Origin of the sequence: Streptomyces gobiensis (genome assembly GCF_021216675.1) — a bacterium.
Classification (GTDB): domain Bacteria; phylum Actinomycetota; class Actinomycetes; order Streptomycetales; family Streptomycetaceae; genus Streptomyces; species Streptomyces gobiensis.
The window spans coordinates 4,385,195-4,398,269 of the sequence record NZ_CP086120.1; the positions used below are offsets into that span (position 1 = coordinate 4,385,195).

Sequence of the window (13,075 nt, forward strand, 5' to 3'; positions counted from 1 at the left end):
GCGGACCCGGGAGCGCCACCGGACCCCTTAGCTGTCGAAGCCCAGACCCAGGCGGTCCAGGGTGCGCAGCCAGAGGTTGCGGTGGCCGTCTTGGGCGTCCGCGCGGTGCAGGGCGCGTTGGGTGAGGGCGATGCCGGTCCAGCGGAGGGGTTCCGGGGGGAAGGGCAGGGGTTTGGTGCGGACCATCTTCAGAGCGGTGCGGTCGGTGGGCTCGCCGCTCAGCAGGTCGAGCATCACGTCCGCGCCGAAGCGGGTCGCGCCCACGCCCAGGCCCGTATAGCCCGCCGCGTAGGCGACCCGGCCGCCGTGGGCGGTGCCGAAGAAGGGGGAGAAGCGGGAGCAGGTGTCGATGACGCCGCCCCAGGTGTGGCTGAAGCGCACGCCCTCCAGCTGGGGGAAGCAGCGGAAGAAGTGCTGGGCCAGGGTGCGGAAGGTCTCCGGGCGCTGGTCGTAGTTGGGGTGGATGCGGCTGCCGTAGTGGTAGAGGACGTCGTAGCCGCCCCACAGGATCCGGTTGTCGGCGGTGATCCGGAAGTAGTGGAAGTGGTTGGCGCTGTCGGCCAGCCCTTGGCGGTTCTGCCATCCGATGGCGGCGAGCTGCTCGGCGCTGAGCGGCTCCGTCATCAGTGCGTAGTCGTAGACCGGGACGATATACGGGCGGATGCGGCGCACCAGGGAAGGGAAGGCGTTGGTGCCCAGCGCGATATGGCGGCTGTGGACCCGGCCGTACGGGGTGCGTACGGCGAGACTGGCGGGGCGGGCGGTGAGCTGGCCGGCCGGGGTGTGCTCGTAGATCCGTACGCCCTGTTCGAGGCAGATCCGCTTGAGGCCCCAGGCCAGCCTGGCCGGGTTGAGCATGGCGACGCCGGTGCGGTCCCAGACTCCGGCGAGGAAGGTGGGGGAATCGACCTCGGCGCGCAGCGCGTCGCGGTCCAGGAAGTCGACCGCGTTGAAACCGAGTTTCGCCGCCTCCTCATAGCTCTTGCGCAGCTCCGCCACCTGGTAGGGCTCGGTGGCGATGGAGATCTCGCCGGTGCGCTCGAAGTCGCAGTCGATGCCGTAGCGGTCGACGGTGGCCTCGATCGCGTCGAGGTTACGGCCGCCCAACTCCTCCAGTTCGGCGATCTCATCCGGCCAGCGGGCCAGGCCGTTGTCGAAGCCATGGGTGAGGGAGGCCGCGCAGAAGCCGCCATTGCGGCCGGAGGCCGCCCAGCCGATCTCCTGGGCCTCGATGAGGACGACATCGCGGGAGGGATCGCGCTCCTTGGCGAGCAGCGCGGTCCACAGCCCGCTGTAGCCGCCGCCGATGACGAGCAGATCGCAGTGCTCATCGCCGGTCAGCCGGGGCAGCGGCTCCGGCCGGTCGGGGTCGTCCAGCCAGAAGGGAGTGGGGGCGGCGTCAGCGAGGGAGTGCACGGTGTCCCTGGCGTCCCTGGCGTTCATGGCTATCGGCTCCTCTGGCGGCGGCTGCCGGCGATCTGGCCGGCCAGCACGATGACGATCGCGATCAGGAACATCGCTGTGCCGATCACATTGACCTGCACCGGGACACCGCGCTGGGCGGCGCCCCAGACGAACATCGGGAAGGTCACGGTGGCGGGGCCCGCGTTGAACTGCGTAATGATGAAGTCGTCGAAGGACAGGGCGAAACTCAGCATCGCACCCGCCGCGATGCCGGGCGCGGCAAGCGGCAGGGTGACGCGCCAGAAGGTCTGCAGGGGCCCCGCGTAGAGATCGCGGGCGGCTTCCTCAAGCCGGGGGTCCATGGACATGACCCGTGCCTTGACCGCGACCACCACAAAGCTCAGACAGAACATGATGTGTGCGATGAGGATGGTCACAAAGCCGAAATCGACCCGCATATTGAGGAAGAGCGTGCCGAGCGAGGCGGCCATGACGACCTCGGGCATGGCCATCGGCAGGAAGACCAGTCCCTGGGTGGCGGACTTGCCGCGGAAGCGATAGCGGGCCAGGGCGAAGGCGGCCAGCGTGCCGAAGGCGGTGGCGACCAGGGTGGCCAGCACGGCGATGCGCAGGCTCAGGCCCAGCGAGCCGCACATATCGGCGACAGCGCAGGGGTTGGTCCACGCTTCGGTGGAGAACTCCTGCCAGGCGTAGTTGAACCGTCCCGCCGGCTTGTTGAAGGAGAACAGCATCACCACGAGATTGGGCAGCAGCAGATACGCCAGCGCCAGGGAACCAATGATGATGACGAAGTTGCGGCGGAGCCAGCGGACTGTCGCGGTCAGGGGGGCGATCAGCGGGGTGGGCATCAGACCAGCTCCTCCGTTCCTGCTTTGCGCATATAGAGGCTGACCATGATCAGGATCAGCGCCATCAGGATGAAGGACATGGCGGCCGCGGTCGGGTAGTCGAGGACGTTGAGGAACTGCTTCTGGATGGCGTTGCCGACCATCTGCTCACGTGGCGAACCGAGCAGTTGCGCGTTGATGTAGTCACCGGACGCCGGGATGAAGGTGAGCAGGGTGCCCGCGACGACCCCGGGGAGGGAGAGCGGGAAGGTCACCTTGCGGAAGGTGGTGGCGGGCGTGGCGTACAGATCGCGGGCCGCCTCGTGCAGGCTCGGCTCGATCCGCTCCAGCGAGCTGTAGAGCGGCAGGATCATGAACGGCAGGAAGTTGTACGTCAGTCCGCAGACCACCGCGAGCGGGGTGGCCAGCACCCGGTTGGTGCCGGTGAGGCCGAGCCAGCTGGTCACATCGAGGATGTGCAGGGCGCCGAGCGCGGAGACCACTGGGCCGCCGTCGGACAGGATCGTCTTCCAGGCCAGGGTGCGGATCAGGAAGCTGGTGAAGAAGGGTGCGATGACCATCACCAGCAGCAGCCCGCGCCAGCGTCCGGCGCGGAAAGCGATCATGTACGCCAGCGGATAGCCGATCGCCAGACAGAGCGCGGTGGCGATGGCCGCGTAACTGAAGGACCGCAGGAAGTGCGGGCCGTAGGTCTCCAGCGCGTTCCAGTAGTTCGCGAAGTGCCAGGTGACCTCGTAGCCCTCTTCCAGCGAACCGGTCTGGACCGAGGTGGAGGCCTGGTAGATGAGCGGCGCGACAAAGAAGACGGCGAGCCAGAGGCCTGCGGGCAGCAGCAGCCAGTACGCCGAGAATGCTCCACGGCGCCCGCGCCGGCTGGGCTCGACGGGTGCGGCGGGCGGAGTGCCGGCGGACGAGGGGCCGACAGGTGCGACCGTGGTCATAGGGCATCCTCTCCGATGCCCGCGTCGATCGGCTGGGTGGCGTCGAGGCCGAAGGTGTGTGCCGGGTTCCAGTGCATGACCACCTCGGCGCCCGGGGTGAGCCGGGTGTCGCGCTCGATGTTCTGCTCGTAGACGGCGAGTCCGGAGTGGGCCGGGCTGTCGACCAGATACTGCGTGGAGACGCCCAGATAGCTGACGTCCGTGATCCGGCCGGTGAGCAGATTGCGCCCCGCGGGGATCGTGCCCCGCTCCTCGGCGGGGGCCAGGGAGATCTTCTCGGGCCGCACCCCGGCGAGCACGCTCGTCCCCGTACGGGCCGGGGAGGCGAGACGGTCGGCGGGCAGCCGGAGCTTGCTGTCGGCGGCCTTGACCAGCAGATCGTCGCCATCGGCCTGGACGACCTCGGCCTCGATGAGGTTGGAGGTGCCCAGGAAGTTGGCGACAAAGGTGGTGCGCGGGTGCTCATAGAGCTCGGCGGGGGCACCGAGCTGTTCGACCTTGCCGCCGTACATCACCGCGACCGTGTCGGCCATGGTCATGGCCTCCTCCTGGTCGTGTGTGACATGGACGAACGTGATGCCGATCTCCGTCTGGATGTGCTTGAGCTCCAGCTGCATCTGGCGGCGCAGCTTGAGGTCGAGCGCGCCCAGTGGCTCATCGAGCAGCAGCACCTGTGGCCGGTTGATCAGGGCGCGGGCCAGCGCGACGCGCTGCTGCTGGCCGCCGGAGAGCTGGCGGGGCTTGCGGCTGGCCATCGGCCCGAGCTCGACCAGCTCCAGCATCTCGTCGACCTGCTTCCGCACGGACTTGATGCCACGGCGGCGCAGCCCGAAGGCGACGTTCTCGCGTACATCGAGATGCGGGAACAGGGCGTAGTTCTGGAAGACGGTGTTGACCGGGCGCCGGTGCGGGGGCAGCGCGGTGATGTCCTCGTCCCCGAGCAGCACTGAGCCCGTGGTGGGCTCCTCCAGCCCGGCGATCATGCGCAGCGTGGTGGTCTTGCCGCAGCCGGATGCGCCGAGGAGGGCGAAGAAGGAGCCCTCGGGGATGGTCAGGTCGAGCGGGTGGACGGCGGTGAAATCGCCGAAGACCTTGCCGACCCGGGAGAGCGTAATAGTCATGGACGTTCCTCAGACGGGGCTTGCCGGGCCCGCCAGCCCGGGCTGACGGGCGGCGGGTAGTGCCGGGTGCCGGTGGTGCCGGGAGGGGCTCAGGCGCCTATGAGTTTGGCGAACTTGTCCTCGTACCGGGTCTCTTCCTTGTTCGACAGCGGCCGGAAGTTGTGCCCCGAGGCGAGCATCTTCGCGTCAGGGATGATCAGTGGGTCCTCGGCCAGATCCTTGTCGATCTTGGCGAGCTCTTCCTTCGCTCCCGCGACCGGGCAGATGTAATTCACCCAGGCGGCCAGCTCGGCGGCGACCTCGGGCTGGTAGTAGTGGTTGATCAGTGCTTCGGCGTTCTTCTGGTGCTTGGCCCTGGCAGGCACCAGAAGATCGTCCGTGCCGAAGAGATAACCGGCCTTGGGGAAGAAGTACTCCACATCCGGGTTGTCGAACTGCAGCTGGACGATGTCACCGGCCCAGGCGAGGCAAGCGGCGATATCGCCGGAGTTCAGCTCGTCGACGTAGTCGTTGCCGGTGAAGCGGCGGATCTGCTTGGTGTCGACGGCCTTCTGTAGCTTGGCGATGGCGGCGTCGAAGTCGTCGTCCGTGAAGTCCCCGGCGTCCTTGCCCATATCCAGCAGCGTGATGCCCATGGTGTCGTGCATCTCGGTGAGCAGCGAGACCCTGCCCTTGAGCGACTCGTCCTCCAGCAGCTGGCTGACGCTCTTGACCACCTTTCCCTTGGTGGCCTTCTTGTTGTACGCGACAACGGTGGCGACGCCGGCCCACGGGTAGCCGTACTGGCGGCCGGGATCGTGCGGCGAGTTGCGGAAGCGCTGCTCCAGATTGGCGATGGCGTTGGGCAGGTTGGCGGGGTCCAGCCGCTGTGCCCAGCCGTGCCGGATCAGGCGCCCGGCCATCCAGTCGGTGAGGCAGACCAGATCGCGGCCGGTGTCCTGGCCCGCGGCGAGCTGTGGTCTGATCTTGCCGTAGAACTCGTTGTTGTCGTTGATGTCCTCGATGTACTTGACCTTGATGCCGCTCTCGCGCTGGAAGGCGTCGAGGGTGGGACGCTTGTTCTTGTTGTCGTCGTCGACATCGATGTAGAGCGGCCAGTTGGAGAAGGTGAGCACCTTCTCCTTGTCGGAGAGGTCCTTGGTCTTCTCGCCGTCTTCGCGGTCCTTGACGCTCTCGGCGGGCGGGATGCCACAGGCGGCGAGCAGCGCTCCACCGGCGGCCATCCCGGTGCCCTGGAGCAGCCGGCGCCGGGTCATCGCGGCCCGGCCGCTGGTCAGGCTGCGCTCCCAGGCCTTGCGGACGGGTTCGGACATGCCTGCGTACAGATCATCGGGGGTCATGGGGGAACTGCCTTCCGGTAAGCGGGGACGGGGAAGGAGTGGGGGGTAAGGGGGGTGGGGTGGCGGTACGGGAAACGCGGGGACGGCTCAGCGGGAGCCGAAGACGGTGCGGTGCCAGTCCTTGCGGGCTACCGCCGTGTTGTCGTACATAACGTGCTTGACCTGCGTGTACTCCTCGAAGGAGTACGCCGACATGTCCTTGCCGAAGCCGGAGGCCCGATAGCCGCCGTGCGGCATCTCGCTGATGATCGGGATGTGGTCGTTGATCCAGACGCAGCCCGCTTTGATCTCGCGGGTGGCGCGTCCGGTGCGGTGGACATCCCGGCTCCAGGCGGAGGCTGCCAGGCCGTACGGGGTGTCATTGGCCAGGCGGAGGCCCTCGTCGTCGCTGTCGAAGGGGAGCACAACAAGGACCGGGCCGAAGAGCTCGCGCTGGACGACCTCGCTGTCCTGCGCGGCACCGGTGATGAGGGTGGGACGGTAGTAGGCGCCCTTGGCGAGCTCTCCACCAGGGGCCTCGCCGCCGGTGACCACCGTGGCATAGGAGCGGGCCCGGTCGACAAAGCCCGCCACCCGGTCCCGGTGGGCGTGCGAGATCAGCGGCCCCAGATCCGTATCGGGGTCGAAGGGGTCGCCGAGGCGGACGGTGTCCATCAGCTCGGCGACGCCGCTGACGAACGCGTCATACAGCGGGCGCTGCACATAGGCACGGGTGGCGGCGGTGCAGTCCTGGCCCGTATTGATGAGCGCGCCCGCGACGGCGCCATGGACGGCGGCCGTCAGATCGGCATCATCGAATACCAGGAACGGCGCTTTGCCGCCGAGCTCCAGATGAAGCCGCTTGACGGTGCTCGTGGCGATCTCCGCGACCCGCTTGCCGACCTCGGTGGAGCCGGTGAAGGAGGTCATCGCCACCGCCGGGTGACCGACCAGATGCTCGCCCGCGTCCCGGCCCGTCCCGGAGACGATGTTGACCACGCCGTTCGGGATGCCTGCCTCGGTGGCCGCCTGGGCGAACATCAGTGAGGTGAGCGGCGTCAGCTCGGCGGGTTTCAAGACAATGGTGTTGCCCGCCGCGATGGCCGGGAGGATCTTCCACGCTGCCATCTGGAGCGGATAGTTCCAGGGTGCGATGGAGCCGATGACACCGATGGGTTCGCGGCGGATATACGAGGTGTGGTCGCCGCTGTACTCACCCGCTGAGACGCCCGCCAGCTGACGGGCGGCCCCGGCGAAGAACGCGGCGTTGTCCACCGAGCCCGGTACGTCGAACTCCTTCGACAGCTTGATGGGCTTGCCGCACTGCAAGGACTCCGCCTGCGCGAGCTCCTCAGCCCGCTCACCCAGCACGGCCGCGAAGCGGTGCAGGGCGTCGGAACGCTCACCGGGGGTGGCACCCGCCCAGCCGGGCAGCGCCCGCTGTGCGGCGGCGACGGCCGCGTCCACATCGGCCGGTGAGGCCAGCTCATAGGTGTACACCTGCTCGCCCGTAGCCGGGTCGACGACCGTGTGGGTACGTCCCGCGCTGCCGGGTGCGAGCCGCCCGTCCAGATACTGGGCGCCCTGCGCGAACGTGGACACATCGAAGCGCTGAACCATCGAGCTCTCCTGCCTCACATCGGTGTGAAGTGGCGTCGGCCGGTGATGGTGGCCGATCCTGACAGGAAGTTCACGCCCCAACAAGGGATTCCGTCGTTTCCTTTTGATTACACGACGAAATCTGTGCCCTGCTGGGGGAAGGGGGAGGCGCTTACGGCATGGGCGTCGTAGTCGTAGTAGTCGCCCTCGTGCTCGATGGGCTCCAGATCGCTGAGAAAGGCGATGGCGCTGATCGCCGCCACCACGAACACCAGGGAGAGCGCGGTGGAGATGATGCCCAGAACCAGCCCGGCGGTGGCAGGCCCGGAGCCGTGTGCCGCACCGCGGTTGATGCGGCGCCGAGCCGAGATGGCCAGCCCAAGGGCGACCGGACCGAGGATGATCCCCAGGAACGCGCCCCAGAAGGTCATGGTGAAGACCATGGCTATGATCCCCAGCACCATGGCAGCGGTGCAGATGCCACTCGTCGGCGGCTGCGGAGGGGCGTACGGCATCCAGCCGGGCCCCGGGGGAGCGTAGCCATAGCCGGGGCCGGGCCCGCCGTAGCCAGCGCCGGGCGGCGGCTGTCCGGTCCCATGGCCGTACGGCGGCTGCCCCGCCGGACCGTACGCCGGGCCATACGCCGGGCCGGGCGGCGGGAAGGGCGGCGGAGAGGGGGCCGGTGGCACCGGGGGTATGGGGGACGCGGCGGGCGCGGCCTGCTGACCGTCCTGACCGTCCTGACCGTGCTGGCTGTCCTGCTTTCCCAGTGAGACCCGGTCCCCGGGCGGTGCCCAGGGGTTGGGCTCCTCCGGGCGGTCCTTGCCCTCTGCTATATGCCCCATGTGCCCCATGTGCCCCTCCCAAGATCGGTTTTCCTCGTCATCGTATGCGGGCCGTCATCGCGCCCGCATACGATGGCGGCGCCCCAGCCACCGGAGGTTCCGTTGTCCGATCTCAGCTCCTTTATCGCCGGGCTGCCCAAGGCCGAGCTGCATGTCCACCATGTCGGTTCCGCCTCGCCGCGTATCGTGGCCGAACTCGCCGCCCGGCACCCGGACTCCAAGGTCCCGGCCGACCCGGAGGCACTGGCCGACTACTTCACCTTCCGTGACTTCGCGCACTTCGTCGAGGTCTACCTCTCCGTCGTGGACCTCATCCGGGATGCCGAGGACGTGCGGCTGCTCACCTATGAGGTCGCCCGCGACATGGCCGCACAGCAGATCCGTTACGCCGAGCTGACCGTCACCCCCTACAGCTCGACCCGGCGCGGCATACCGGACGTCGCCTTCGTCGAAGCCATCGAGGACGCCCGCCGGGCCGCCGAAACCGAGCTGGGCGTCACCCTGCGCTGGTGTTTCGACATCCCTGGGGAAGCTGGGCTGGCGGCCGCCGAGGAGACCGCCCGTATCGCCTGTGAGCTGCGCCCCGAAGGCCTGGTCTCCTTCGGGCTGGGCGGCCCCGAGATCGGCGTGCCCCGGCCGCAGTTCAAGCCGTTCTTCGACCGGGCCATCGCCGAAGGTCTGCGCAGCGTCCCGCACGCGGGCGAGACCTCCGGGCCCGGCACCATCTGGGACGCGCTCACCAGCCTGCGCGCCGAACGCATCGGCCATGGCACCAGCGCCCCCCAGGACCCCCGGCTGCTGGAGCGCCTGGCGGAGCAGCGCATCCCGCTGGAGGTCTGCCCGACCTCCAACATCGCCACCCGGGCCGTGCCCACGCTGGCTGAGCACCCGGTGAGAGAGATGGTGGACGCCGGGGTTCTGGTCACCATCAACAGCGATGACCCGCCGATGTTCGGCACGGACCTCAATACGGAATACGGCATCGCGGCCCGGCTGCTCAGCCTGGACGCACCGGGCGTCGCCGCGCTCGCCAAGAACGCGGTGGCGGCCGCTTTCCTCGACACACCGGCGAAATCAAAGCTCAGCGATGAGATCGATGCCTATGTGTCGGCATGGCAGCAGAGCTAGTCACCGCCGTCGCCCATCGCGGCGACCCCTCGATGCGCCGTCTGATCGGGACGCCGTCTGATCGGGATGGGGGTGGAGTCGATCACTACGAACCGCATTGACACCCTGTGCGGCGTGCTGCGGCGGCAGCTCTGACATATGACAGTGGTCAGTCGCGGGGGAAGTCCTCGGTCTCCAGAGTGAGATCGATGCCATGGGGCTTGAGCTCGATCGGCTCACCGAACGCGAAGGTCTCCTGGCGCCAGAACCGGTCATCCGACGGGCGGGTGTGCAGATGGCACTGGCCGGTGTAGGGATCGGCGATCAGATACACCGCGATTCCGGCGATCGCGTACACCTTCTTCTTCTTGCCGTAATCGTTGCCCGCGGTCCCCCGGGAGATGACCTCCAGGACGAACTCCACATCCTCATGGCGCCAGTGGCCCCGGTTGTCCTTCTCGGCACCGCTCCCGACCGCGGCCAAGTCGGGGCAGAATCCATTGAGATAGCCCGGGAAGTCGATCCGCATATCGGACTTGAGCTGCTTCCTCGGGTACTGGGTGCGCAGCTGATCGTAGACGGCAGCGGTGATGTCCCAGTGGGTGTCTCGTTGCGGCGACACGATGATGATCCCCTCGACGATCTCGGCCTTGAAGCCCTCGGGGATCTGCATCTGCTCCAACGCCTCGAACAATTTGTCGAGCTCGCTGGGTTCCTCGCGCTCGGCCATCTCGGTCCGTTCACACAGGACGGTCATGGTGACGCTCCTCCCCACCGCGCCGGGTCGCGCAGCCGCGTAAGACAACGATACGGCGCGGCCCCGGGTCACGCCGGGGCCGCGCCGTATCGATTCGCCGTACGGCGTCAGTCCCGCGCCACCAGCGCCGGGGTGTCCCGGGTCAGCACCTCGCCGCGGAAGAATGCCGGGCTGCGGCGCTGCATGACCAGCATCAGGACGACGCCCAGGAGCAGTACGCCGACGCCGATGACGAAGACGCTGCCGACCCCCGCGATGGCGCTGCCCGTTCCATAGGCCGGGTCCCACATATCGACCATCGTCTGGACGAAGACCGCGCTCAGCAGGACTGCGCCGAGCAGCGGCAGCACACCCTTGTAGACCGCGTCACGGACGCTGCGGGTGAGGTCGCGCCGGAAGTACCAGACACAGGCGTAGGCGGTCAGCGCGTAGTAGAAGCAGATCATGAGGCCCAGGGCGTAGATCGTGTCAATGAGCACGTTCTCGCTGACCACGGCCATGACCGCGTAGAAGATACCGGTCGCGATGCCCGCCGCGACGGTGGCACGGCCCGGGGTCTTGAACGTGGGGTGGACCTTGGCGAACGACGAGGGGAAGGCCTCATAGGTGCTCATCGCCAGCGCGGTACGAGCGGCCGGGAGGAAGGTCGTCTGCAGGCTGGCGGCGGCGCTGGCCAGGACCGCCAGGAAGAGCAGCGCACCCAGCGGGCCCATCACCGGGTCGGCGAGCACGGCGAAGACATTGTCCGCGGTGTCCGGGTTGCCCAGGCCCAGGCCCTCGGTGCCGGTGCCCGCGAACATCAGGGCGGCGATGGCGGTCAGTACATAAGAGGTGACCAGAACCACCACGGAGATCATCGCAGCCCGGCCCGGCGTCTTGGCACTGCCCTCGGTCTCCTCGTTGACCGTGAGGCTGGTGTCCCAGCCCCAGAAGATGAAGATCGACAGGGACAGGCCCGCGGTGAAGGCCGCGAAGGAGGTGACCGAGAACGGGTTCAGCCAGCTCCAGGAGAAGTCCAGCGAGCCGACGCCGGACGCCGCACCGGCTATGGCGCCGCCGTCCGACTTGCTGATGGCCATCACGATAAAGACCGTCAGGACGACCATCTGCAGGCTCACCAGTGCGTACTGGAACCACTTGGTGGCGGTCATGCCCCGGTAGCTGATCGCGGTCGCGATGGCGATGAAGGCCAGCACGGTGGCGATATGCACGACGGTTGAACCGCCGAAGTCGACGATGGCCTGGCTGCCGGTGAGATCCCCGAGCAGTAGATAGAAGAACTCAGCCGCGACCCCGGCGAGGTTCGACAGCACGATGACTGTGGCCATCACCAGGCCCCAGCCGCACATCCAGCCGATCCGGGGGCCGAGCGCCTTCACGGTCCAGGTGAAGGAGGTGCCGCAGTCCGGCACGGCCTTGTTGAGTTCCCGGTAGGCGAAGGCGACCAGGAGCATCGGCAGGAAGCCGGCCAGGAAGATGGCGGGCATCTGAAGCCCCACTTCGCTGACCGTGGGGCCGAGCGTGCTGGTGAGGCAGTACACGGGGGCGACAGTGGAGAGACCGATGACAGCGCTGCCGAGAAGACCTACGGAGTTCTTCTTGAGCCCCTTGGTCTTGATATCCGCGTTGGCGACGGCGCCGCTGTCTATCTCTCCGGTCGTCGGTTGCTTGAGGAGCTGAGCCATGAGCTGGACGTTATAGCCTGCTGTATCCGCAATCGGCGATCTGCATAGAGGACGTTAGTCCCTTCCGTTCATTGATGGAAGCGGTCCGGTTCCTTCGAATGAAGGACTGCACGGCCGTTCTGGCATGCATGCAAAGGTCCGGAGTTAGGGGTTCCGCATTACGGTAATCGCAGTGTGTCCGGTTTGTCTACCCCTGGATTTTTTCCGGCATTACTTTACGTAATAACGATGATGCGCTACCTGTGATCCCGCCCACCGGGAGAAATCCCGGCGAAGTGGCGTAACGATGCGCGGCGACCACGCTCTCAACTCATGACCGAGAGGCCCGGATCGTGGGCCACGCACAAGGAAGGCAGTGCGTCATGAGTGGCAAGGCGGGGGCAAGGAGCGCGGTGGAGTGGCTGGCGTCGGCGGCACCGGATCCCGAAGCCTGCCGATGGGAGTGGGAACGAAATCCGCTCGGGGTGACGCTGCTGCCCGCCGGGCGGCTGTGGGACGTCCTCATTCTCAGCGGTGAGCTGGGCTGCCCCACGCTGGAGGTGCTGAGCCGGTGCGTCGACCGGCCGGGCCCCGTACTGACCGACTTCGGCGACTCCCGGACGGGCTTCTTCGTCCCGCCGGGAACCGCCGCCCGCTGGGTCGGTACGGGGGTGCGCGGCGCCGGGCGCGGCAGCTGGATCGTGGTGCCGTATCCGGGCCGCCGCACCGGTGGAGTGCGCTGGCTGATCCCACCGGACGGTTCCGGCATCCTCACTGATCCGGCGGTGCTGGAGCTGGCAATGCATGAGGCGGCGGCGTGGGCCGCCGGTGCCGACGAGTGAGCCAGGCCGCGGCCCCGACCATCAGCAGACCGCCCAGACACCAGCTCGCCACGACATCCAGCGGCCAATGGAAGCCGCGACGGACCAGACCCACAGCGGTGGCGAGAACCAGCAGTACGGCGGCGGCCACGACGCCCCGGCGGGCGCGCACACCGGGGGTGAACGGCAGCAGCAGCGCGGCCGTGGCGCCATACGCCACCACGGCCGTCGCCGTGTGCCCCGAGGGGTAGTAGCCGCTGCCGTCGACGGGGCCAGGCCGGTCCAGCAGTGCTTTGAGCGGCAGCACCAGCAGCGGCACCGCCGCCATCACCACGGCGTAGCAGAGGACCGGCCGCCAGCGCCCGCCGCGCCAGCACGCATACCCCATCGCCGCCGCCAGCACAGGCAACGCGACCACCGGGCTGCCGAGGTCCGCGAAGGACTGGGCCACGACCGCCCCCGCACCTGGGGAAGGAGCGGGCTGCCGCAGCAGGCCGGAGAGCCACTCATCGGCCTCCCGCAGTGGCCCGTACGCCGCCACCTGCCAGGTGATGACCGCGAAGAGCCCGCTGAGCAGTCCGGTCAGCGCCGCATACGGAAGCGGCCGCTCAGGAACAGGGGGGAGCAT

12 protein-coding genes are annotated in these 13,075 nt (G+C 68.0%); 2 read left to right on the forward strand and 10 right to left on the reverse strand.

From position 1 onward, the window contains the following. Positions 1-27 precede the first annotated feature (27 nt). The 7 genes from test1122_RS20500 to test1122_RS20530 all read right to left on the reverse strand — a co-directional run bounded on the left by test1122_RS20500 (position 28) and on the right by test1122_RS20530 (position 8,098). Positions 28-1,443 (reverse strand): NAD(P)/FAD-dependent oxidoreductase, encoded by a 1,416-nt coding sequence (locus tag test1122_RS20500; RefSeq protein WP_232270622.1) that lies wholly within the window; start codon positions 1,441-1,443, stop codon positions 28-30. Between the two features lie 2 nt (positions 1,444-1,445). Continuing rightward, positions 1,446-2,273, reverse strand: coding sequence for an ABC transporter permease (locus test1122_RS20505; protein ID WP_232270623.1), 828 nt, complete (start codon positions 2,271-2,273; stop codon positions 1,446-1,448). After that, on the reverse strand, positions 2,273-3,214 hold the full coding sequence (locus test1122_RS20510) for an ABC transporter permease (protein WP_232270624.1): 942 nt from the start codon (positions 3,212-3,214) through the stop codon (positions 2,273-2,275). The genes test1122_RS20505 and test1122_RS20510 overlap by 1 nt, the downstream gene beginning before the upstream one ends. Further along, a complete protein-coding gene (locus test1122_RS20515) occupies positions 3,211-4,335 on the reverse strand; it encodes an ABC transporter ATP-binding protein (protein WP_232270625.1) in 1,125 nt (374 codons plus the stop codon). Before test1122_RS20515 ends, test1122_RS20510 begins: the two co-directional genes overlap by 4 nt. 89 nt (positions 4,336-4,424) lie before the next feature. After that, positions 4,425-5,675, reverse strand: coding sequence for a polyamine ABC transporter substrate-binding protein (locus tag test1122_RS20520; RefSeq protein WP_422397025.1), 1,251 nt, complete (start codon positions 5,673-5,675; stop codon positions 4,425-4,427). 87 nt (positions 5,676-5,762) lie between these two features. Then, on the reverse strand, positions 5,763-7,274 hold the full coding sequence (locus tag test1122_RS20525) for a gamma-aminobutyraldehyde dehydrogenase (RefSeq protein ID WP_232270626.1): 1,512 nt from the start codon (positions 7,272-7,274) through the stop codon (positions 5,763-5,765). A gap of 107 nt (positions 7,275-7,381) precedes the next feature. After that, complete coding sequence (locus test1122_RS20530; protein WP_232270627.1) at positions 7,382-8,098, reverse strand: DUF4190 domain-containing protein; 717 nt, start codon at positions 8,096-8,098, stop codon at positions 7,382-7,384. 102 nt (positions 8,099-8,200) lie between these two features. On the opposite strand from test1122_RS20530, the gene test1122_RS20535 reads away from it, so the two are divergent. Beyond that, positions 8,201-9,226 carry an adenosine deaminase gene (locus test1122_RS20535; RefSeq protein WP_232270628.1) on the forward strand — a complete coding sequence of 342 codons (1,026 nt, stop codon included), beginning with the start codon at positions 8,201-8,203 and terminating at the stop codon, positions 9,224-9,226. Between the two features lie 148 nt (positions 9,227-9,374). Here test1122_RS20535 and test1122_RS20540 read toward each other — a convergent pair whose 3' ends face one another. Next, entirely contained in the window at positions 9,375-9,962 is a 588-nt protein-coding gene (locus tag test1122_RS20540) for a Uma2 family endonuclease (RefSeq protein ID WP_232270629.1), read from the reverse strand. A 107-nt stretch (positions 9,963-10,069) separates the two neighbouring features. Next, on the reverse strand, positions 10,070-11,647 hold the full coding sequence (locus tag test1122_RS20545; RefSeq protein ID WP_232270630.1) for an APC family permease: 1,578 nt from the start codon (positions 11,645-11,647) through the stop codon (positions 10,070-10,072). Positions 11,648-12,009: 362 nt separating this feature from the next. On the opposite strand from test1122_RS20545, the gene test1122_RS20550 reads away from it, so the two are divergent. Beyond that, positions 12,010-12,468 carry a bifunctional DNA primase/polymerase gene (locus test1122_RS20550; protein ID WP_232270631.1) on the forward strand — a complete coding sequence of 153 codons (459 nt, stop codon included), beginning with the start codon at positions 12,010-12,012 and terminating at the stop codon, positions 12,466-12,468. Here test1122_RS20550 and test1122_RS20555 read toward each other — a convergent pair. Then, positions 12,398-13,075, reverse strand: a complete 678-nt coding sequence (locus tag test1122_RS20555) for a phosphatase PAP2 family protein (protein WP_232270632.1) — start codon at positions 13,073-13,075, stop codon at positions 12,398-12,400. The two genes, test1122_RS20550 and test1122_RS20555, sit on opposite strands and share 71 nt — an antisense overlap.

Excerpts from the sequence above, each read along its gene's own strand:
- test1122_RS20500 (WP_232270622.1), bottom strand. The coding sequence starts at position 1,443 with ATGAACGCCAGGGACGCCAGGGACACCGTGCACTCCCTCGCTGACGCC.
- test1122_RS20505 (WP_232270623.1), bottom strand. The coding sequence starts at position 2,273 with ATGCCCACCCCGCTGATCGCCCCCCTGACCGCGACAGTCCGCTGGCTC.
- test1122_RS20510 (WP_232270624.1), bottom strand. The coding sequence starts at position 3,214 with ATGACCACGGTCGCACCTGTCGGCCCCTCGTCCGCCGGCACTCCGCCC.
- test1122_RS20515 (WP_232270625.1), bottom strand. The coding sequence starts at position 4,335 with ATGACTATTACGCTCTCCCGGGTCGGCAAGGTCTTCGGCGATTTCACC.
- test1122_RS20520 (WP_422397025.1), bottom strand. The coding sequence starts at position 5,675 with ATGACCCCCGATGATCTGTACGCAGGCATGTCCGAACCCGTCCGCAAG.
- test1122_RS20525 (WP_232270626.1), bottom strand. The coding sequence starts at position 7,274 with ATGGTTCAGCGCTTCGATGTGTCCACGTTCGCGCAGGGCGCCCAGTAT.
- test1122_RS20530 (WP_232270627.1), bottom strand. The coding sequence starts at position 8,098 with ATGGGGCATATAGCAGAGGGCAAGGACCGCCCGGAGGAGCCCAACCCC.
- test1122_RS20540 (WP_232270629.1), bottom strand. The coding sequence starts at position 9,962 with ATGACCGTCCTGTGTGAACGGACCGAGATGGCCGAGCGCGAGGAACCC.
- test1122_RS20545 (WP_232270630.1), bottom strand. The coding sequence starts at position 11,647 with ATGGCTCAGCTCCTCAAGCAACCGACGACCGGAGAGATAGACAGCGGC.
- test1122_RS20550 (WP_232270631.1), top strand. The coding sequence starts at position 12,010 with ATGAGTGGCAAGGCGGGGGCAAGGAGCGCGGTGGAGTGGCTGGCGTCG.
- test1122_RS20555 (WP_232270632.1), bottom strand. The coding sequence starts at position 13,075 with ATGCTCCCCCCTGTTCCTGAGCGGCCGCTTCCGTATGCGGCGCTGACC.